Source organism: Nocardioides sp. Soil777 (genome assembly GCF_001428425.1).
GTDB lineage: Bacteria > Actinomycetota > Actinomycetes > Propionibacteriales > Nocardioidaceae > Nocardioides > Nocardioides terrigena.
In genome coordinates, this window is sequence record NZ_LMSN01000003.1 from 49,350 (window position 1) to 69,616 (window position 20,267).

At 66.6% G+C, this 20,267-nt stretch carries 24 protein-coding genes; 14 read left to right on the top strand and 10 right to left on the bottom strand.

Annotated features, from left to right (window positions below):
• Positions 1–127 precede the first annotated feature (127 nt).
• A complete protein-coding gene (locus ASG88_RS04605; RefSeq protein ID WP_157559554.1) occupies positions 128–1,654 on the top strand; it encodes a hypothetical protein in 1,527 nt (508 codons plus the stop codon).
• A gap of 54 nt (positions 1,655–1,708) precedes the next feature.
• Entirely contained in the window at positions 1,709–2,065 is a 357-nt protein-coding gene (locus ASG88_RS24175; RefSeq protein ID WP_056886260.1) for an Imm8 family immunity protein, read from the top strand.
• A 99-nt stretch (positions 2,066–2,164) separates the two neighbouring features.
• Here the strand turns inward: ASG88_RS24175 and ASG88_RS04615 are convergent, their stop codons facing one another.
• On the bottom strand, positions 2,165–2,422 hold the full coding sequence (locus ASG88_RS04615) for a hypothetical protein (protein WP_056886261.1): 258 nt from the start codon (positions 2,420–2,422) through the stop codon (positions 2,165–2,167).
• Between the two features lie 121 nt (positions 2,423–2,543).
• Positions 2,544–3,530: a CPBP family intramembrane glutamic endopeptidase gene (locus tag ASG88_RS04620; RefSeq protein ID WP_056886262.1), complete on the bottom strand. Its 987-nt coding sequence runs from the start codon at positions 3,528–3,530 to the stop codon at positions 2,544–2,546.
• 144 nt (positions 3,531–3,674) lie between these two features.
• Here ASG88_RS04620 and ASG88_RS04625 point away from each other — a divergent pair, with 144 nt between their 5' ends.
• Positions 3,675–4,070 (top strand): hypothetical protein, encoded by a 396-nt coding sequence (locus tag ASG88_RS04625; RefSeq protein ID WP_056886263.1) that lies wholly within the window; start codon positions 3,675–3,677, stop codon positions 4,068–4,070.
• A gap of 129 nt (positions 4,071–4,199) precedes the next feature.
• Here ASG88_RS04625 and ASG88_RS22425 read toward each other — a convergent pair whose 3' ends face one another.
• Positions 4,200–5,039: a DUF4304 domain-containing protein gene (locus ASG88_RS22425; RefSeq protein ID WP_082599909.1), complete on the bottom strand. Its 840-nt coding sequence runs from the start codon at positions 5,037–5,039 to the stop codon at positions 4,200–4,202.
• On the opposite strand from ASG88_RS22425, the gene ASG88_RS22430 reads away from it, so the two are divergent.
• Positions 4,978–6,144, top strand: coding sequence for a M20 family metallopeptidase (locus tag ASG88_RS22430; RefSeq protein ID WP_235534729.1), 1,167 nt, complete (start codon positions 4,978–4,980; stop codon positions 6,142–6,144). The two genes, ASG88_RS22425 and ASG88_RS22430, sit on opposite strands and share 62 nt — an antisense overlap.
• A 156-nt stretch (positions 6,145–6,300) precedes the next feature.
• Positions 6,301–7,182: a GNAT family N-acetyltransferase gene (locus ASG88_RS04640; protein ID WP_056886266.1), complete on the top strand. Its 882-nt coding sequence runs from the start codon at positions 6,301–6,303 to the stop codon at positions 7,180–7,182.
• A 52-nt stretch (positions 7,183–7,234) separates the two neighbouring features.
• On the opposite strand, the gene ASG88_RS04645 is transcribed toward ASG88_RS04640, so the two are convergent.
• Entirely contained in the window at positions 7,235–7,750 is a 516-nt protein-coding gene (locus tag ASG88_RS04645) for a DUF1269 domain-containing protein (RefSeq protein WP_056886267.1), read from the bottom strand.
• Between the two features lie 394 nt (positions 7,751–8,144).
• On the opposite strand from ASG88_RS04645, the gene ASG88_RS22895 reads away from it, so the two are divergent.
• A complete protein-coding gene (locus ASG88_RS22895) occupies positions 8,145–8,297 on the top strand; it encodes a hypothetical protein (RefSeq protein WP_157559555.1) in 153 nt (50 codons plus the stop codon).
• 47 nt (positions 8,298–8,344) lie between these two features.
• On the opposite strand, the gene ASG88_RS22900 is transcribed toward ASG88_RS22895, so the two are convergent.
• Positions 8,345–8,770, bottom strand: coding sequence for a hypothetical protein (locus tag ASG88_RS22900; protein ID WP_157559556.1), 426 nt, complete (start codon positions 8,768–8,770; stop codon positions 8,345–8,347).
• Positions 8,771–9,326: 556 nt separating this feature from the next.
• On the opposite strand from ASG88_RS22900, the gene ASG88_RS04655 reads away from it, so the two are divergent.
• The 3 genes from ASG88_RS04655 to ASG88_RS22445 all read left to right on the top strand — a co-directional run bounded on the left by ASG88_RS04655 (position 9,327) and on the right by ASG88_RS22445 (position 11,530).
• Positions 9,327–9,890: a SigE family RNA polymerase sigma factor gene (locus tag ASG88_RS04655; protein WP_056886268.1), complete on the top strand. Its 564-nt coding sequence runs from the start codon at positions 9,327–9,329 to the stop codon at positions 9,888–9,890.
• Between the two features lie 139 nt (positions 9,891–10,029).
• Positions 10,030–11,037 carry a hypothetical protein gene (locus tag ASG88_RS22905; RefSeq protein WP_056886269.1) on the top strand — a complete coding sequence of 336 codons (1,008 nt, stop codon included), beginning with the start codon at positions 10,030–10,032 and terminating at the stop codon, positions 11,035–11,037.
• A gap of 211 nt (positions 11,038–11,248) precedes the next feature.
• On the top strand, positions 11,249–11,530 hold the full coding sequence (locus ASG88_RS22445; RefSeq protein ID WP_082599914.1) for a hypothetical protein: 282 nt from the start codon (positions 11,249–11,251) through the stop codon (positions 11,528–11,530).
• Between the two features lie 88 nt (positions 11,531–11,618).
• On the opposite strand, the gene ASG88_RS04665 is transcribed toward ASG88_RS22445, so the two are convergent.
• Together ASG88_RS04665 and ASG88_RS22450 are read right to left on the bottom strand one after the other, a co-directional pair.
• Entirely contained in the window at positions 11,619–12,620 is a 1,002-nt protein-coding gene (locus ASG88_RS04665) for a serine hydrolase domain-containing protein (protein WP_056886270.1), read from the bottom strand.
• A gap of 198 nt (positions 12,621–12,818) precedes the next feature.
• Positions 12,819–13,289, bottom strand: coding sequence for an NUDIX hydrolase (locus tag ASG88_RS22450; RefSeq protein WP_082599915.1), 471 nt, complete (start codon positions 13,287–13,289; stop codon positions 12,819–12,821).
• A gap of 296 nt (positions 13,290–13,585) precedes the next feature.
• Here ASG88_RS22450 and ASG88_RS22910 point away from each other — a divergent pair, with 296 nt between their 5' ends.
• Positions 13,586–15,595, top strand: a complete 2,010-nt coding sequence (locus ASG88_RS22910) for a DUF6461 domain-containing protein (protein WP_157559558.1) — start codon at positions 13,586–13,588, stop codon at positions 15,593–15,595.
• 592 nt (positions 15,596–16,187) lie between these two features.
• Here the strand turns inward: ASG88_RS22910 and ASG88_RS22915 are convergent.
• The 3 genes from ASG88_RS22915 to ASG88_RS04685 form a co-directional block, all read right to left on the bottom strand.
• A complete protein-coding gene (locus ASG88_RS22915; protein ID WP_157559559.1) occupies positions 16,188–16,346 on the bottom strand; it encodes a hypothetical protein in 159 nt (52 codons plus the stop codon).
• Between the two features lie 373 nt (positions 16,347–16,719).
• Complete coding sequence (locus tag ASG88_RS04680; RefSeq protein WP_056886273.1) at positions 16,720–17,844, bottom strand: sensor histidine kinase; 1,125 nt, start codon at positions 17,842–17,844, stop codon at positions 16,720–16,722.
• Positions 17,841–18,533 (bottom strand): response regulator transcription factor, encoded by a 693-nt coding sequence (locus tag ASG88_RS04685; RefSeq protein WP_235534730.1) that lies wholly within the window; start codon positions 18,531–18,533, stop codon positions 17,841–17,843. The genes ASG88_RS04680 and ASG88_RS04685 overlap by 4 nt, the downstream gene beginning before the upstream one ends.
• A gap of 221 nt (positions 18,534–18,754) precedes the next feature.
• On the opposite strand from ASG88_RS04685, the gene ASG88_RS04690 reads away from it, so the two are divergent.
• From ASG88_RS04690 to ASG88_RS22920, 4 genes are all read left to right on the top strand, one after another.
• Positions 18,755–19,003: an SHOCT domain-containing protein gene (locus tag ASG88_RS04690; protein WP_200956345.1), complete on the top strand. Its 249-nt coding sequence runs from the start codon at positions 18,755–18,757 to the stop codon at positions 19,001–19,003.
• Between the two features lie 174 nt (positions 19,004–19,177).
• The gene (locus tag ASG88_RS04695) at positions 19,178–19,507 is read left to right on the top strand and encodes a hypothetical protein (RefSeq protein ID WP_056886327.1); all 330 of its coding nucleotides are present in this window, start codon (positions 19,178–19,180) and stop codon (positions 19,505–19,507) included.
• 134 nt (positions 19,508–19,641) lie between these two features.
• A complete protein-coding gene (locus ASG88_RS04700; protein ID WP_056886274.1) occupies positions 19,642–19,884 on the top strand; it encodes a DUF2892 domain-containing protein in 243 nt (80 codons plus the stop codon).
• A complete protein-coding gene (locus ASG88_RS22920) occupies positions 19,884–20,207 on the top strand; it encodes a hypothetical protein (protein WP_157559560.1) in 324 nt (107 codons plus the stop codon). The genes ASG88_RS04700 and ASG88_RS22920 overlap by 1 nt, the downstream gene beginning before the upstream one ends.
• Positions 20,208–20,267 lie beyond the last annotated feature (60 nt).

The window sequence follows — 20,267 nt, forward strand, 5'->3', positions numbered from 1 at the left end:
CTGACGTCGGCACGACCGTGCGCTGACAGCGGCAGATGCGGACGTCCTACGAGACCTACGATCGCGTTGACCACGCCTGGTGCATTGGCCGGGACAGCCCTCTACATGGCTGGTGTACGTTCCGCGGATGGAAATGCGGGGGATCGTCCTGTCACTGCTCGGCGCTCTCATGTTGGTGCTGTGCGGTCCCGTGAGTCCCGCGCCGGCGGCCGTCGCCTTTGAGGGCGTCACCTCGACGCACGCGGTCGGGATGCCGTCGGCCAATGCGCCCTGGCGCACACTCGTCCAGGGCGGGATGGAGACCGAGACGGCCTTCAACACGTGGGCGGCCTCGGCGCAGCTGGCCGGCCCCATCCCGGCCGGGGAGACGATCGAGCTCACGTGGGTGGCCGGACGCCGGACCCCGACCAGCTGCGAGCCGATCACGACCTTCGTCGAGCGGACCAGCGAGGCCTCCCACGACAACACGGTCTCGATCATGCGCATGAACTTCCCGACGGAGGAGGGCGAGACGCCCGGCGCGACGCCGACCTGCCTCGAGGTCTCGATCACGTCGCGAGGCATGCTCACCGACAGGCTCGTGGGACCCGTGAGAGCGGACGACGCGGCGGCCGCCGTCATCGGCGTGGAGGCAAGTGCCACCGAGCACAGGCTCGACCACCCGAAGGTCACCGATCCGTGGCGCACCCTCGAGTCGGCGAGTCTCCGCGGCGATGTCGTGACCGGGACCGTCCAACTGTCCGCCACCCTGGGCGGTCCGGTGCCGGAGGGGCAGTGGGTCTCCGTGACCTGGGCCCTCGGACGGCGGCACCCGCACGGTTGCGAGACCCTGGTCGCCTTCAGCTGGCCCAATCTCCCCCAGGACTCCAGCCACACCATGAGCGTCGAACGTGACTACGACAACGACGACATCGCCAGCGAGTTCACCTGCATCCAGGCAAGCCTCTACACGCTCGACACGAACACGACCGGCGACATCGTGGACGGGCCGGCCTCGCCCCTCATGGCCGACGTGACGGTGGACGCGGCCCCGGCTGCGGAGGAGTTCGTGGTCGCTGCCGGCCGCAGCACCCCGGTGATCGTGACGGCGTCCTCGCGGGTCGGCGCCCGGAAGGGTCTGACCGTCGCGGGCAGGGGCAAGGACGTCCGGGCGGCCAAGACCTCGACCGGGGCCGTCGAAGCCCGGCGTGAGCGTCCCGTGGTGGTGCGTGTCGCCGCCGAGCGTCCCGGGCGCTCGCAGCTCCGGCTGACCGCCCGCGATGTCCGTTTCGACGTCGCTCGCAGCACGACCCGCTGGCCCGTGAAGGTGAGGCGGGTCGAGGCGCAGCGCCCCCGTCCCGGCCGCTACGAGTCGGCCGACGGCACCGTCGGCTTCAAGGTGACGCGCGACTTCGTCGTCCGGGCGTTGCGTGTCGCCGACGTCCGTTGCGAGGGCGCGGCGACCCTCCCGACCGCTCGTCTACCCCGCGGCGTACGGCTGCCCAGCAACGGAGCGGCAGCCCGCGTGGTCCGCAGCGGCGACCCTGGCCTCGGGAGGGGCTTCCTCGGCGCCCAGCTGCTCACGACGTCTCCCACCCGTGTGGTGGGGACTCTCACCGTTGCCACACGGAACTGCACGGGATCCGCTCGATTCGCCGCCGTACGCCAAGGCTGACCGTCGAGCCTGCTCGAGCGTGCTGGTGGTAATCGCGCTTCCGAAGGACGAGTCATGCCGACGCGCGTGCAACCGGGCCGCGGCCGTCTATGCCTGTCGAGTCTGTCGGGGGACCCCGCCGCGTTTTCTCTCCTGGCGCGGATGATCGTGGGTCCGCCGAACGCCCCAGGCGAGGAGTCCTTCGACGTCACCGTCTGCGCCCCGGAGCGGCTCGCTGCGCAATGCCAGGCGCGAGGCGGGCTCTACGACCCGCGACATCATCTGGTGGTAACGCTGGACACCTTCGACCAGGAGACGCTGCGAGCATGGCTCGAAGCGCGAGTCCGAGCGGTGGAGGCTCCGACATGGGGCGAGGTCGGCGAGCGGCTTGGCCGTCTCGGTTGCTGGGCGTCAGAGGACTACACGCCCTAGTCGAACATCCTCAACTCGGCACGTCCGCGCCCGTTGAGGAGGTCCGCGCGTGGAGGCAGGCGGTACGGGCGCCTGCGAAAGGCGTGTGAGTCCCCACCTTCACTGGCTTCCTCCGGGTCGCGCCCTCCGCCAGCGCCAGGAGACGAGGGCGTAGCCGCTTCCGAACAGACCTAGGACTGCCCCCATCTCCCCGGAGTCGTCTCGCGTGTAGGTGATAGCGATGGCGACCATGGTCAGCACCGCGATGAGGTTGCTTGGGACCAAGCCGACCGCTCGGCGAATCCACTCTGCGAAGAGGCCAAGCGCGACCCCGGCGATGAAGGCGACGACGACGAGCTCGAGACCTTCCGTCGGCATGCATCGCAGGCTAGTCAGGATCGAGGCGGCCTAGCGGGAGAATCCCGAATCGGGGGGTAGGGCCTGTTGCCGACATCGCGGCACATGCGGACGTTCGTCGGGAGTCGGGCTCACGTGACGTTCACCGTGCTGAGCAGTCCGGAAGTGCCCTTAGGTCACCCCAACCCTTTCGCTTCGCGTAGGTAACGAGCACCACTGCAAGCACGATGAAGGGTGCCGCGAGGTTCAGTTCGCTGACTGCCGAGGTCTGCCACGTCGGTCCGTCGACGAGTCCGCCGATGCGGGCGACGTCGTTCGACAACCCGTGCATCGCGACCGCGAGCAGTGTTGCCTGTCCGGCACGGGCCCAGAAGAAGGTCATGACCACCGAGATGGCGACAATCTTGATCGTGAACGCGCCGAGGTAGGCAAGCGCTCCCCATAGGCCGTAGTCGAGGAACGCGTCGAACTTCACCGGGTAGTGCCACGAAGCCCATGCCAGGCCGACGATCACTGAGGCCGCTATCGGGCCGTGGGTGCGCAGGAGGACCGGTAGAGCGAAGCCTCGCCATCCGTTCTCTTCGAGGAGTGCGCCTGCGTCGAGGAACATGGCCACGGGCAAGAGGGCAAGCATGCTCCAGGAGAACTGCCAGACGAGATCGCCGGGGACGAAGGCGCGGTGGAGCAGTCCACTGACGACGTTGCAGGCGGTGAAGACTCCGATCACCACCAGCCAGATCCCGACTCCCGTCCGGGCTCCGACCTCGCGGGACCACGGTCGGAACCGAACCGCGACCAAACGCAGGAGTCGAGGAGCGCGTCGGATCCGGGCGAGGAGCACCACGGCGAGGTCCGGTGCGGCTACCTGTGCCAGTGCGAGGGTGACGGCGAGCAGGGCTGCCGGGTAGGCGAGGACCACACGCCCCGCCGTCAGCAGGTCCGAGCCGAAGTCGATGCCTGCGCGCGACAACCCCTCCTCGATAGCGGCGTCGGCACCGCTGAGCAGGAAGGCGACCCCGAGAAGCACTTCGAGTGCCACGGCGATCAACCAGAAGGTCAGGACTGGTCGGCGCCCCAGATCGTGGGCAGGAAGCGGCGTGGTGGTGAACGATGCGCTGGTGTGGCCCATGGTGCCAAGCCTTCGGTACGCAGATCGTGGCGACCATCGGGGAACACCCTGAGCCACCCCGAACCTGTGACATCAGCGAGCGCGGATCGCGGCAGATCCGGACGTTGACGGTCCCTGGCTACGTCACGCGCTAGGGTCCCGAACGTGGAGGACAGGGGACTAAGAGATTGGTTCGCGGAGTACCTGGCCGCCTTCGCTGCCCTGGGTCGCGGCGAATCCCGGCCCGGCGACGTAGTTGCCCGCTACGGCGTTCCGTTGCTCTTAACGACCGATGACGTCGTCATCTCGCTCCAGACCGTGGACGAGGTCGAGGCCTGGCTGCAAACGCAAGCGGATGCCATGTCGGCGGCCGGATACGCGAGCACGAAGACGTTGGCGAGTGATGTGTCGATGTTGAACCGCAATACCGGATTGCTTTTCGGGAAGTTCTCACGCCAGCGCACCGACGGTGCGGAGATCAACCAAATGTCCGTGTCCTATCTCATCACTCGTGAGTCAGAGACCTTCCGTATCTCCGCGCTGGTGTTGCACACGTTCTGATGTCCAAGTGTGTGAGCGCTCATCAACAGGAGCGCGCGGATCGCGGCAGATGCGGACGTTCAGATCCGGATGGCTGGCCGCGCGTGCGAGTAGGAGCCTTACCTCGTACGAAGGACAGAGTGCGCTGCGCTACGTCGCTGACTCGGCTTGTTGTCTGACCCATCGAACGAAGCGGTCTGCGGACTCGACCTGTGCAGCGGTGCTTGTGGCGCGTACGAGTGCGAGCTGCTCGTCCAGCGCCCGGGAGGGGCCCGCATCCATGAGGAGGAGGGCCTCGGCTGTGGCGAAGTAGCCGGGGACGTTCTCCTTACGCCAAAAGCCGAGGTCGCCCTGCCGGATCCGGTCCAACATCTCATCGCGCTCGAGTAGGCGACCGAGCACCGGCCATCCTTGCCGTTCAAGCTGTGCGTGCATGTCGTCGACGACCTGAGGGACGCGACGAGGCGAGTCGACCTGCCACCATCCGTCATTGCTGTCCGGCGTGTTGGACGGCAACAGCCGCTGCTTGTACAGCCCCATCGACTCGGGAATCGCCTTCGGCATCGCAGTCCCCGTCTGCACGCGGGTCCACCGCAGCCACGGTTCAGGAGCGACAGAGGTGTTGAGGACGCACCGGACAGAGCTCGCGCTGCTAGACCTGGAGGACTGGAGGTTGACGATGGCCCAGTCGCCCGATGGCGTTGACCGACGCCACGTGGGAGATGTCCCCTTGAATCCGTGGGAGCGAGCGGCCGGACCAAGGACGTCCCTCACCTCGGCTCGAAGGTCATCTCGCACGCCCACGCTCGCATCCTCACACAGCATCGAGATGTGATCGGGCACCAGCGGCGACCCGGTCGTGGTTCCATCGTGCATTGGCCGCCCCACGGTCCGCTTGCCGGCTCGTTGCCTGCCTCCTATCCGCAAGGTGGACGCGCTGATCGCGGCAGATCCGGACGTGTCCTGGTCAGTCGATACGCTCAAGGCCATGTCGCGTAGCCCGTCACTCTCGCCAGGAACGGCCCAGATGCTGAATGACTTGCGGAGTCTGGTCGAGGTGGAGTCTCCGTCCGGCGATCTTCGGGGCTTGGCGGCGTCAGCCAAAGTCCTCAGCGAACTTCTCAAGCGCAGACTGGGCGGTGAGGTTGTACTCGTTGAAAGCGAGGCGGGCCCGCATGTCCATTGGCGCGGAGGCGGGACTCCCCGGGTGCTGATACTGGGGCACCACGACACGGTGTTCCCACGAGGAACTCTTGAGCGCAGACCCTTCTCGGTCGTCGACGGTCAAGCAACAGGCCCAGGAGTCTTCGACATGCTCGGGGGACTCGTACAAGCGATCCACGGGCTAGAAATGCTCGCAGACCGATCCGGAGCCGAACTGTTGGTAACTGCAGATGAGGAGGCGGGTTCGCAGACGTCCCGCGACCTGATCGAGCAACGAGCGCGTGCGTGTGGCGCTGTACTCGTTGTGGAAGGAGCCGCCGAGGGAGGTGCGCTGAAGACCGGTCGAAAAGGCTGCGGAACGTACAGAATCGAAATTGCTGGACGCGCCGCGCACGCTGGGCTCGGACCTGAAGCCGGTGTGAATGCAGTGATCGAAGCGGCGAATCAGGTACTGGTGCTCGCTTCGGCGAACGCGCCAGAGGTCGGCACAACCATTACGCCTACCGTCATCTCTGGCGGCACAACCGACAACGTCGTACCGGCTAGTGCAACCATTCTCGTTGATGTTCGAGTTGCTACCGAGGCCGAACGCGAGCGAGTCGAACACCTCTTTGCAAGTCTCACCCCGAAACTTGACGAAGCCGGGCTCACCGTTCGGGGTTCCATCACGCGTCCTCCCATGCCAGAAGAGACTGCCTCTTCACTCTTCGCCATCGCCGCGCAACTCCTCCCAGGGGTTGAGAATCGCACCGTGGGTGGGGGAAGCGACGGCAACTTCACCGCTGCTCTGGGAATTCCCACCCTAGATGGGCTAGGGGCAGTAGGCGGTGGGGCGCATGCGGATCACGAGTTCATCTCGGTAGACCACATGTCTGAACCGGGCTCAACTGCTCGGTGGGCTGGTAGACGCCATTCGGCAGGGGAACCTTGAGCAATCGGGCAGAACCAGCCTCCCCCACAAGTAGCGCGGACTCCTGCGACCCCAAGGCCCATCCGCATCTCGGCAGATGCGCGCACCATCAGCGGCATGTCGTCGTCATCAACTGACCCATCTGCACCTGTCCTCGAGGTGGGGCAGGATCAACGCATGCGAATCAGTGTGCGGACGCCGACCCAAGATGGGCTGGGCCCTGTCATGAGGGTCTTGGCTTCGTGGCAACAAGAGGGGATGCCGGTCCAGCTTCACCCGGGCGACCTCGGCTGGCAGTGGCGATTCGGGCCCGACACGCTGGCAGATTCGCTGCGCGTATGGAGCCGGGACGAAGAGATTGTCGCCGTCGGATCCGTGGACCGGGACGTACCAGTCGACGAGGTAGCCGTTATCCGCATGGCCCTCTCCCCGGAAGTCAACCAAGATGAGGATGTTGCGCGAGTGCTCGTGCGGGACTTGGAGGACCCGACGGGGATCCTGCGGGCAGGAAGTGCCGCCGTCGAGGCGCGCTTCGGACAGGCGCTTCAGTCATTGCTAGATGCTCACGGATGGCTACCGGACGAGCCTTGGACGCCGCTCCACCGAGACCTCACCCAAGCCGTCGAGAGTGGGGCGCTGCGTGTCGAGACCGTCGGGCCGTCCCACGTTGAAGAACGGGTGGCAGTCCAGCGTGCTGCTTTCGCAACATCGACCTTCACGGTGGACCGCTGGCACACGATGTCCAAGGGGCTTCCCTACCGGGAAGCCCGGTGCCTCGTCGGTTACGACGACGACGGTGTCGCAGTGGCGGGCGTTACGGCGTGGTCCGCTGGTCCAGGCAGGCAGGGCCTACTGGAGCCCATGGGCGTGCACCGAGACCATGTTGGACGCGGGCACGGTACGTCAATCACGCTTGCGGCAGCCGCTGCTCTCCGGGAGATGGGTTCTTCGAGCGCCATCGTCGCCACCCCAGCTTCAAACAAGGGAGGCGTCGCCACCTACGCGGCTGCTGGCTTTGCCCCCGCTCCCGACGTAACCGATTTCCTGCGACCTGCCTAGCCCGTCGTTGTGGCGCGCTATCCGGCAGACACGAACAGGGGCACAAGCGCGCTCATCGGCATGAGCAGATGCTCGGATCGCGGCAGATGCGGACGTTTGCTGCTGACGCCCGTGAGGGGTTCCAGCGAGCGAGTCGGGCGTGCGTGCGGCTCTCATTCGGCTCGCTGTCGAACAAGTCTTCCACCGTGAAGGCTCGACCAAGTTGCATTACCGCTGACAGGAACTCGTCCGGTTGCAACGGCAGGACTTCGTCCTGTAGCCGCTCGGCCACGTCGTGGGGGGCAACGGCAAAGACGGTGTTGGTCGAGGGCCTGACGCGGTCGCGGATCTTGTTCATGAACTCTCCGGAAATGCCGACGGCGGCAAACTTATGGATCGTCGTTCTGGCCGGAGGAGAGAATGTCGCGGCGCTCAGCAGGGGCACGTAGAAACTGAGCCCGAAGAGCAGCCCCCAGAAAGCGTCGACCTGTCCATCGGGCGCTATCGGATGGGTCAGTGACGGCGCGCTTCCGCGGGCTTCCCACCTCACGGTCGCGGCGCTGGACACGCCCGACTCACTGCCGGTCACCAAGCGCCTCGCCTTCGTAGCGGTTTCCGTTCCGAAGGCTGTGTAAAAGGTCCAGGCGGCGAGAATGGTTGAGGCACGTGCCAACCCTCCTTCGGGGAGTTGAACGCGTTACGCCACTCCCATTGTCGCTGCGGAGCACTGACGATCACTATCGCGTGCCCTAGCACTGCACGTCTAGCCGTCATTCGGCTAACGGCGGGTTACGAAAGGACTGCCCGGTAAGGTCCACAAATTCAATGTCGGCATGACCGAGCGCGCGGCATGCTGCATGAGCGTGCGCTTCGCAGTCGACGGTCGAACCCTGCCGTTCGCGGGGCGAGACTCGCACCAAGGTCGCCAGCGCGTACGCTTCTCGCCAAATCCGTGATAGGACCCCCCTGACCGAGAGCGATCGATGGACGAGCCCACTCCGCAGGAGCGGCACCTCCTTGAAGCATTGCTAGAAGTGCGCCGATACTTCGGTGACGTGAGCGAACGGCACCGCGCTGCAGCAGAACATGCCTTCACGTGGCGCACGATCGACGACGAGCTGCGCGACCTCCGCTGAAACAGGACGCTCGGTCAGCGGCATGAGCGGTCACTCAGCATCCCGCGTCAGCGCACCTGCACGCGCAGCGGATCGCTCGATTCCGCCTTCAAGGTCGCTCGACCCTGGATCAGGCCTTCTGGAAGGTCCACCGTCCACTCGACGTGTCCGCGAGCCTCACCATCGGAGGCATCCTCTGAGCCCAGTTCCCATTCTCTACCGCCCTGCTGGATCCGAAGGACGACGCCCTCCATGGGACTCACCGACTCAGCCGAGCACGCCCACGTCGAGCCGGTGTCGTTGCACCCATCAACGAAGGCATCGCCTTCGATCGTGACAGTAGAACCCAGGCGCAGAACAGGCGGTTCTGCGCCGGTCGCCGAGTCTTCGAGGTATGGCGCAACACAACCCGCAGCGGCATCCCCTGCTGGCCATGGGCAGGTCGTGATGAACGCAGCGGCCGCCACCGCCACGCAAGCCTGGACGACCTTCATGGCGCGACAACTCCGTCCCTCATGGTCATGGGACGCAGTTTGCTCAGATCTAGTTCCCAACGCACGCACATCGGCAGATGTGCGAGCTCACCGCGGCAGATGCGAATGGTTGTCGCCTACGTCCACCCGTGCTCGGCGTACGTGATTCGATCCCACTCCTGGTCAGTCGTGTAGGTGCCCCAACCCATGTGTTGGTAGCAGGCAGTGATCGCATCGAAGTGCGAGTCGGCTTTCACGGTCCACGTGCGCTGAGCAGCGGACGAGAGCAGCGCGCGGGCTTGGTTGCCGTGGGTCCCGGCCAAGCAGAAGGTGTAGCGGCCTTCGTCCTCGGGGTTGTCCCACAACTCGTGAAGCGCGGGCCTGACACTAAGCGGGCTGACATCCGGACATCGGCATGTGCGGATGGGCTGATCGCGGGCTGGGGATCCACCGTGCACTCGTGGCCGCAGGCCGTGTTGGCGACAAAAACGCGCACGTGTCCACGCAACCTTCTCCCGACACCGGGAGTCTTGAGGGGTGGGGCAGCACCGCAGGGGTGCAAGGTGAGGAGTGGGGCATGTTCACGGCGACGGCCACGCAGGCACCCTCGTTCGAGGAGTACGCCGTCGTGTCCTGGGCGATGCTGTACCGCAGCGCCTACCTGCTGGCCGGCAACCACGCGGACGCCGAGGACTTGGCCCAGCAGACGCTGATGAAGGCGCACGCCTCGTGGGCGAAGGTGAGCGCCTCGGACTCGGTGCACGCCTACGTCCGGCGGATCCTTACCAACACGTTCCTTTCCTCCAGACGACCCAAGGGGCGCCGACTGGAGCTGCTGACCGACGAGGTGCCGGAGTGGGGACGTGCGCCCGGCGTGGCCGGCAGCACGGCAGGGATGCCGGGGGCGTCGGACGAGCGAATGACGCTATGGCCGCACGTCCGGCAGCTACCGCCGCAGCAGCGCGCGGTCATCGTGTTGCGGTATTACGAGCAGCTCAGTGAGGCCGAGATCGCCGACACCCTCGGGTGCTCGCGCGGCACCGTGAAGTCCACGGCTCACCGTGCCCTCAAGAGCCTGAGGGCCGCACTCGAAGTTTCCGACGACCAGACCAGAGCAGAGCCCGACGGGAAGGAGGCCTGACGTGCACGAGGACGTCGAGAACACGCTGACGCGCGAGTTGCGCCAGGTCGCCGACGGATTGGGGGTCCCACCCTTGCCCCTCCTCCCATCGGGCCCACCGCAACGGCCAATGTGGGCGCCGACGCTTGCGGCTGCCGCCGTGGTGCTGATCGTGCTCGTCACGCTGGTGGGCGTCCTATCCAATCGGGGCGGCACGTCCCAGCCGGCCCGGCAGCCGACCGAGGTGTTCACCGATGACGCGACCGAGTCGTTGCCACGGGAAGTGCCCACGGGGCCTCCGACGGTGCCCTACGTCCTCGAGCGGGTCCTGCACGTGGGCGACAAGTCGTTCCCCGGCTTCGACGTGGTGGACGGGACCCTGCAGGGCTGGGTGGCGGCGAAGCCTCCCTTCGTGTGGTCTTCGAGCGTCGGCGACGCGCCCAGCGAGCTCGGCGTCGCCCTCGAGCAACCGCCGGACGTGTCACCCAACGGCGAGTACGTCGCCTACATCACCACCGAGGGCGAGATGAACGGGTTCGAGACGGCTCCGGACGGTGAGGGGATGGGCCTGCCAGTGCCGGTTCCCGTCCGCGACGACGACGGGGTGGGCACCCGCATCGGAGCCGTCACCGACGACGGTTGGGTGATCGCGAGCGGCCGGGGTGTCGGCGTCCTGTGGCGCCCCTTCGACGGCGCCGAACCGGTAGACTTGACGCAGACCGCCCCCGGCCAGCTCGTCTGGCAGGCGACCGATGCCGGCCTGGTGGTCGTCGACGGCAGCGGCGACGCTCGGGACCCGAGTGGAGACAACCGGGTCGCGGGCGACGGCCGCGTCTACCTCGCCGACATGACGGCGGACGGCGAGCTGGTCCCGATCGCGGACCTGCCGAACTTCGGGATCGCCGACGTCTCCAGGGAGTGGGTAGCGTGGGCGCCGGCGGACGTGGTGTCGGGTGACGTCCCTGAGTACGCGGAGATCCAGGTCCGCGATCTCGACGGTGAGCGCGAGGGAGTGCTCACCCCGCCGCGGGGGTGGCGCTTCGTCAATACCGCCTTCACCTTCGAGGACGACCAGTTCCTCGTCGCCCGGGTGACCGACAGGCGACAGGACCGGATGGTGCGCTGCAGCCCGGCATTGCTGGAGTGCGTGCTGCTCGAGACACCGTGACGCCGCGCGAGGATGCGAGGTCGACCCGCACCCACCCACCGACAAGAGCGCCGACCCTGGTTCGGGGCGCTCCTGACTGACGCTCCCGTTGCCGATGTACGCCCATCGGCAATTCCGCACGCACCATCAGCGACAGATGAGTGCTCTCCGAAGTGCTAGGCGTGCCTTTCGGCGCGGTTGCTCCCGTAGGGATTTCCCGCATACTCGGCGGATGCACCCGTTGCAAGAATCTTGGGACCGCACAACCGCACATCTCGGCGCGGCCCGGGACCTGTTGCATCTCGACGCAGCGACACACCGCAACGTCAGCGAGTACCTCGATCACAACGAACTCGGCCTGGCAGTCGACGTGCTGGTTGATGCCTGTAAGCAGGCCGAATCTGCAGAGCCGTGCGCCGTTTGGTCATCATTGCGAGCAGCTGTCGATGAGATGCAGATTCGTCCCGAAGACCCAGTGCATGGCGTCTCCGTCCGCGAGGTCATGCGTCACTAGACGGCTGCTAACGCCGATGCCCGTCGACGACGGTAGGCGCACTCATCTCGGCAGATCCGTGCACGCGGTGCTCCACGCGCGACGGCGGTCAAGTGTGTGACTCGACGATCTCGACGACGGGCCAGGCGCCACCCATCGTCGTCGAGATGACCGTAGCCGTCGTGCCGCGCTGCGGGTGGTGGCTCGACCAGAACGAGACGCCGGCGTCGGCACCCGACATCGTGATTCGGACAGAGTCGTCATCCAGCCAGAAGCCGAGACCGTAGCAGCGGGACTCGCCCGGGTCGGGCTCGCTGTGCGCCCTCACCATGTCGGCGAGGGTCTCCTCACGGACGATCCGCCCTGCCGTCAGTGCTGCCCAGAACCGTGCCATGTCGGCGGTGGTCGTGTACGCCCCGCCGTCTCCGCTGGCGACCACCGGCAGGTGGAAGACGTTGGTTCGCCAATGGCCCCCACTTTCGACGTAGCCCATTGCTGCCCTGCCTGGAAGAGCGTCGGAGCGTGGGAAGCCGGTGTCGACCATGCCCGCGGGGGAACAGACGAGCTCTCCCACCAGGTCCTGGTACGGACGACCAGCGACACGCTCCGCCATCAGGGCGAGCACGACGAAGCCGCCGTTGCAGTAGGAGAACTGGTCACCGGCGCGGAACTTCGTCGGGTGGCCATCGAGGACTGGGAGGAAGTCCTCGGTCGTCACCAGGCGATGCGCCGACACCGGTAGCTCGTACTCCTCGCCGTCGAGCTCGTCCTCGTCGAGGTAATCGCCGATGCCGGACCGGTGGGAGAGCAGGTGCTCGATCGTGACGTCGTCTGCGATCAGCGGCAGATCAGTGCCAAGTACCTGACGTGCCGTGGTCGAGAGATCAAGGAGCCCCTCCTCCATGAGGCGGAGCACCACCAACGCGGTGAACGTCTTGGACCCACTCGCCATGCCCAGTTGGCTGTCGGTGGTCATGGCAATTCCGTGGCTCCGATCGGCCAGTCCGTACGCCGCGTCGAAGGCGACACCGCCAGCTCGCTCGAACCGGACGACGCCCGCGAAGCCTGTCCGCGCTGCGGTCTCGGAGACGCGACGGCTCATCTCGCTCATCGCGCCACGCTACCGGCACGAGGGGAGTCCGCGTCGCCATCGGGCCCCTCACCGGGACGCCGTTGTCGGCCCGGTGCGAAATCGCTGTAGCCGATGACTGATTCGTCGGCTCATCGGCTAGAACCGCGCACCATCGGCGGCAGATCCGGACGTTCGAGGGCGCGCCGAGTCGACCTGTGGCCGAGAGCGATTGAACAATCAGGAGCGGGCCGGCTCGGTGATGTCTACCGGGACGGGCGGCGGTCCGTCCCGCAGCAGCGCTGACAGCAGGTCTCCCAGTCCTGGCGGGAACACCGTGTCGTTCGTCTGCGACAGCTGCTCGGCATGCCACCAGCGGAACCCCAAGACGCTCTTGGACTCGTAGTCGCTCAAGTTCGCAGGGGCCGGGTCGAAGTGCTGCACCGAGTGGTGAAGCCAGTCCTCATGAACGTCCACGGTTCGACCGTCATATCGATACGTGTGATCGCGGGTCCAGACGAGCGTTCCCATCGGCAACTCCGCAAGTCCAGTTTCCTCGTAGGCCTCACGTCTGGCGGCCTGTTGAAGCGACTCGCCGGGCTCAACGCCTCCACCAACTGGATACCACCACTGACGATCCGTTCGAGGGTCGGCCGCGCGAATGAGGAGAACACGATTCTCGTCGTCCAGCAATAACAGTTTGACGGTCATTCGAGGCACGCCCGGAGTGTAGGTGCTGAGACAGACGGCTGCGCCGCCGAGACTCACGGCTCCGCAGCGCGGATCAACGTGCCCGCCTCGCGGCCAGATCAGGACGCTGGCAGGTGTCCTGGTCGCGCCCCTACGAGCCGGTTGCGCCTACCGGCCCTTTTACAGACTGGTCCGCAGCGCATGCCCCGTGATGTAGCTGCACGCAGCGAACTGATCCTCGGAGTGTCCGTCGAGCAGTGACGCGCAGCCCTGGGGCGTTTCTGTTTCACCCGCCGGACGATGGCCACAATGGGTGAGTGAGAACAGTTCCCGACGACTACACCTGGATCAATGACGCAGCTATCAGCGAAGCGGGGTGCGTGACGGTCGTCCCGGCGGCCGATCGCGATGCCGTGCTCGCCGCGTTCGGCGCCATGTCGGGCACGTCGCGCGTTGGTGGCTCGCCGGACGATGTTGATTCCGGCACCACCGGAGTCGAGTCCATCTATGTGGTCGAGATCAGCGAGGCCGTCGTGGTCATCGAGGACAACGGCTACCAAGGATCACGCAGTGAGGTGTTGCGCCCCGCGTCGAAAGCCAGCGGGACGGGGGTGGCGTCGTCCTTCTTCTGGAACGTCAACGCCGTTACTGCGTTCTCAGCCGCACGTCGAGGCAGACCGTTGTTCTCGGTGGAGCTGATCGGTGCCGAGGATGACGAGCTCGATGGCGTACCGAAGGCGTTGCGCAAACTGGTCGTCGCCGGCGGATCCGAAGGCGGCGACTTGCTGGGGGCCGGGCTGGCGTTGATCGCCGCCTTCGCCAAGACGTCGTTCAGCCACGACGACCTTCAGGGAGGCACGGTCTACGAGATCGAGCCACCGCCCGCCGATCTTCGGACGTATGGACCGGGCTACCGGTACACGTACGGCATGCCCGACGCTGCGTCGATGCTGGCATCTCTCTCGGCCGAGCAGCAGCGGCGATTCGCAGCCTGGGCGACGCGAGCAGCGGCACGCGAGGCCGCCGTGGAGGACGAGGCAGCTGCTCGAAGCGTCCTGGACCAGCTGGCAATGGGTGAGCCTCTACGCACGCCGCCATCACTCGACGTGCTGGTGCGAGCGACAGTGACGGGTCACAAGCACTTCACCGATCTCGAGGACGACGTCGAGACCGGTGGCGTCCCCATCCCTACCGATCATCCCTACTACGAAGCGCCCGGGGACCGGGGTTTTGGCACGACCCGGGGCTTCTCGCACCTCGAGGGCTGCTACCTCGGACAGCGCCGGTTCGCCGTCGAGGCGGTGAGGTACGTCGTCCATCCCGACCCACTCTCAGCAGCGATAGCGTGCGCAGGCGCCGCGAGCACCACCTTCTGGCTAGGACGTCTCACGCGTGACTGGACTTTCATCGACAACGAGAGAGGTCGCTGGCAGAGCGACACCCTGCCCAACCCGCGCCACGAGCAGTTCCTCCAAGCCGCGGCGCTTCTGATGCAAGACCTGCGAGGGCCAGGCCCTGTCGACGACGCGATCGCACGAGCTGATGCCGCGCTACCTGCCCCGCTCACGGCCACGCAGCGCACAGAGGCCATCAGGGCCGACGCACTGGCCGCTGCGCAAGGAGCCTTTGCGACCTACCAGGTCTCCCGCGGGCCGCACTCTCCCGGACCGATCGCTGCATGTCCGGATGTTGACGCGTGTGCAGCCCACGACGTGGGAGCGTGGGCGGATGGACGCGCCCTTACCGTCGCCACCGAACCTCGATCGCTCCACCGCGCAGGCTCTCGTGGAGTGGCTGGATGCCATGGCCGACTGGCTGTCGGCCGAACACGCGACTGCTCGCTCGTATGGCCACGAGGTCTTCGGTTAGACCTTGAAGAACCTGGACCTGTACACCGACGCCGCGTTGCTCTTCCGAGAGGCATACGGCTTGATCTGACGTCGCCCCTGGCCGAAGACGGAGTGCTCATCTCGGCAGATACGCGCGCATCGCGGCAGATGCGGAAGTTGTGTTTCTCGGCCGGGACGCGCCGCGTCGACCCCTACAGCCGGGCGTCAACCGCGCTGCGGATCTGCCGTGAGGCCGCGAGCGCGTCGACGGTCACGGTGTCGACGACTAGGTCGGCAGCCGGACGAAGCCAGTCCAGCGCGAACTGGAAGACGTCGACGTGCCTATGCCGCCAACGGGCGGATGCGAGCAGGCTCTTGATCATCAGCGTCGATCCGGGCGTGCAATGTTTCCGCGTCAGCGTCGAGCAGCACATGGAAGACCTCGTCGTCCCGGTCTGCGACCCCGGTGACGATTTCGCGCCAGTGGTCCGCAACTAGAACCGACTACGCAGCCCTGATCATCCGCCACGGCGAGAGCGTGAAGACCGTCCAGGCCGTCTCGGGCATGCCTCGACGGCCGAGACGCTGGACGCGTACAGCCACTTGTGGCCGGACTCGGACGACCGGACCCGGGAGGCCGTCGACCAGGTCCTCGGAAATCCTTGCGGACTGTCTGCGGACTGTTGAGGGTCCGCACACTGTTTCCGCAGGTCAGGGGCTTGTGGCGAATGGGCTGGCCTGTAGGCCGGGAAGAGTGCTCGGGGGGATGGCCGTTGGTGGCCATACACGGCGCAGGCCTCTGACCTGCGAAAACGTGATGGAGGGGCTCGGTGCTCGACGGGCAAGAACGAGAATCGCTGCCACAGTAATGCCACAGTAGAAGGCTCCTGAGTCCCCAGGAGACGTCCCATTTCGCGATCGGTTGAAGCAGAACATCGCGGGTCGACTCACTCGGTGCAGCGCGATCCGATTCACCGATCCGAACACGCAGGTAGGCGATGGAAGTCATCGCGCTTCCGGCACGAGGTCCGGACGCGGCGTCCGATGCATTGCTTCGATCGGGTGCGTCATGCCGTCTTCGTACTTCGCCTCACCAGGGAAGGCTGACGACATCCCCCTTCGGGGCAAAGAGGTGCATGTGCGTGACGTCCCACAGTGACGGCCCGTCGTTCAGCAGTTCCGCGACGATGAATACGGTCGTGAGTACCAGGATCACGACCCACGCCCGGAAGTAGTTCTTGTCGTTCACGACTCTCCTCGAAGCGCCTGAGGTGGCGTCATCGGAGACCGCCACACGGGTGCCATTCTAGTCATCTCGGCGTCGCTACAGGAGCCTGTCACCGGCCTGCCGGCCCAGTCTCCTCGTCGCAGTGCCTACGAGCCATAGACGCAACGAGCGCTGTTCGTGTCGCGAGGGGTTGCTTGCGACCAGCTAGAAGCTTCCGATTGATAGACACGCCGCCGCGCCCTGAGTTGTGGCGAGATCGTCGATCCGAACCACGGCGGCAGGTGAGTGGGACGAGCTCGCGGGACGTGCACGCGGTCGGAGTCCGCACACAAGTTGCCTGCAGAATCAACCGTCTTGATCGCGCGGATTGCATAGCGCCGCAGGGACAGTTTGCCTACGGTTGGCTGGGAAGGCGCACGGTGAATGTGCTGCCGTGCCCGACGCCTGAGCTGGTCGCTGAGATTCCACCACCATGCGCCTCGACGAGCGCCTTCGCGATGGCAAGCCCGATACCGGAACCTCCACGGCGCCGGTCTCGGCTGGTGTCGGCACGGTAGAACCGGTCGAAGAGGTGCGGCAGGTGCGCGGCCGCCACGCCGTCGCCGGTGTCGGAGACGCGGTACTCCACCCAGTCCTCGATGCGACGACACGTCAGCGTGACGGTCCCGTTTGCGCGCGTGTGCCGCAACGCGTTGTCGAGCAGGTTACCCAGCACCTGCCCCATCCGCTCTGCGTCCACTCGCACCCGGCCGGCGTCCACGAGGTCGGTGTCCAGGTGAACACCTGCGGCGACGAAACGGTCCCGAGCCGTCTCAGCCGCGGTCGCGGCGACCGTGACGGCGTCGGTGAGCCCAAGGGTGAGGTGCAGTCCCTCCTCCGCCCGGGACAGCGCGGCCATGTCCTCGGCCAGGCGCCGTAACCGTGCTGTGGAACCCCGGACGACGCCCAGCGTCTGCTCGTCGAGGGGACGGATGCCATCCTCGACGGCCTCGAGGTGCGCGTCGATGGTCGCCAGTGGGGTGCGCATCTCGTGTGCCAGGTCGCCGAGCATGCTTCGCCGTGTCGCCTCGGTCGTCTCCAACTTCTCCGCCAGCTGGTTGTAGCTGAGCGCCAGCGTCGTGAATTCCTGACCTAGGCCCGGGTCGGACACTCGCGCGCCGTAGTGACCGGTCGCGATCTGGGACGCGGCCTCGGCGACGCTGTCGATGGAGCGCTGCACCCGGCGGCTGAAATACCACGACACGGCCAGCGCTGCGAGCACCGCGGCGAGCAGTGCCAGCGAGATCGACACGAGCAGCGCCGAGGCGAACGCCTCTTCCAAGTGACCGGTCTCCTCCGTCGTGTGGTTGTCGCCGGCCTCTCGCAGGTGGTTGGTGAAGATGGCGGGTCCGACCAGAGAGGCCACCAGCCAGGTGGTGAGTGCACCCGCGACCAGGACCAGCGCCTGTGCGACCAGGAGGCGGGCCGCGAAACGCGATCGGGCGCGACTCGTGGTAGCAGCGACCGGTGGGTCGGTCACTGACTCGAACCCATCCGGTAGCCGACACCGCGCACGGTGCGCACGTACTGGCCCTCGGCCGGGTCGTCGTTGAGCTTGCGGCGCAGGTGGCCGATGTGCACGTCGACCAGGTGCTCGTCACCGACCCAGGACGGCCCCCAGACGGCTTCGATCAGCTGCTGGCGACTGAACGCCATCCGCGGGTGCTCGGCCAGGGTGGCGAGCAGGTCGAACTCGGTGCGCGTCAACGCGACCGGTGCGCCGTCCAGCCACACGTCACGACCCAGCGCATCCACGGTCAGTGCCCCGAACCGGCGAGCACCGTCCAGGGCCGCGGCGACCGTCGCGCCGGGGCGCGGGCGACGGAACATGGCCTGCACGCGTGCCATCAGCTCGCGGGGGCTGAACGGCTTGGTCATGTAGTCGTCCGCCCCGACCGAGAGCCCGATGAGGGTGTCGACCTCGTCGGTGCGTGCGGTCAGCATCACGACGTAGGCATCGGAGAACGTGCGCAGCTGGCGGCAGACCTCGACTCCGTCCAGGCCCGGCAGGCCCAGGTCGAGGACGACCACGTCGGGGTCGATCTTGCGCCCCGCCTCCACGGCGTCGAGCCCGTCGTGCACCACCGTCACCTCGAACCCGTCGTGCTCGAGGTAGCTGCCGAGCAGCTCGGCGAGCTCCTTCTCGTCCTCGACGACCAGTGCTCGCAAACCGGACGGAGGCCGGGACCCTGCGCTGGGGGCTGCTGGCGGATCGCTGCCCGTACCTCCACGTTCGGCCATACCGCTCATGGTGGCATCCCGGCACCGATCAGGGCGTCGGCGAGACCGCCCCGGCCCGCATCTTCAGCAAACCTTCACACGACCGCGACCGCCACCACGGGGTAGCCCGGCAAGGGTGGAACCACGACTAGACGAAGGAGCTGAGGACCATGATGGGCTGGTACCACGACGGCGCAGGCTGGGGCGGTTGGCTGGTGATGACCATCGCCATGATCGCGTTCTGGGCGATGGTGATCGTCGCGGTCGTCGTCCTCTTCCGCGGAAGCAAGAGCAGCGGCAAGGATCCCTCGCTGCGCCAGGACCCCATGGACATCCTCGACCAGCGCTTCGCTCGCGGTGAGATCGACGAGGACGAGTACCACACACGTAGCGCGGTCCTTCGTTCGTCGGTCCGCTGACGCGGTACCGCGTCGGCACGGACCGCTTGCCGACCCACCCCTAGCGACAGGCCAGTCATGTCCCCTGCTCGACCTGCCCAGGCCCCCGAGACGGCGGAGACCGGCAGTCGGGCAGCCCCCGAGGAGCAGCCGCAGCCCCGCGTCCGGCGGGTCTTGGCCAGCGCTTGGAATGCGGTGACGGCCGCTGTCGGCGCCGTGATGGGATTGCTACCCCACGTGCTGCATCACGTGGGGCTGCTGGGGGGCGCCGTGTTCGTGACCGGCGCGACCGGAAACATGCTGTTCGCCGTCCTGGGCATTGTGTTCTCGTTGCCGTTGCTCCGGCGTCTCTACCGACGCTTTGGCACGTGGAAGGCGCCGGGGCTCGCCCTAGCTGTCTTTGCGCTCATGTTCTCCCTGTCCGCGTTCGTCATCGGTCCCGCCATCAGCGGCGGCGACCCGGCCCCAGGCCCCGTCCCGGTACAGACACCCGACCCGGCCCAGCACGACAGTCACCACCCGTGAACGACCGAGCCCGTCCTCTGCGCAGGGATTGTTCTTCAACGAACCTTCACAACACGCGCGCGGTCTCCTTCATCCGCGACCGACACGCTGGAAGCAGACCGAAGTGCAAGGGCCGGAAGAAGGTGGAGGACGACATGAGTACCCGTTGGAGCATCAACATCACGCCTATCGAGCGTGCAGTTCGCGTCGTCCTCGGCTCCCTGACCGCGTTGGTCGGCCTTGTGCTCCTGACCAGAGCAACCTCGGCCCTCGCCGTCACCCCCGACGTGCTGCTGGTGCTGGCCGGTCTCGACCTGGTCGTCACCGGCGCGCTCGGGCACTGCCCGCCGTACTCACACCTGGGCTACGTGCCCACATCCTTGAAAGGACGGATGTGATGAACACACCGCACGCGATGGACCACCATCCGCACCCAGACCCCCAGGCGGGGCCGTACGTGACCACCGGCCCGACGCCCGCCGACCCGACGGCCGGAGGGAGCGACCCCAACGCCCAGCAGCCAGGCATACCTGAAAGCCACTCAGGACGCGGTGGACACGGGCTGATGATGCTCGTCTGCTGCATCCCCATGATCCTGATCGCCGTTGCGCTCGTGGCGACCGGTGTCGCAGGGTCCGGAGCCATCGTCGGCGCGCTGCTGTGCACCGCCATGATGGCCGTCATGATGCTCACCATGCCCGGCAGCCACGGCCACAAATAGCCCGTGACGGAGCCGGGAACCTGGGCAGGAAGGTGGGCTTCAGCATGGCCCACCGCCAGT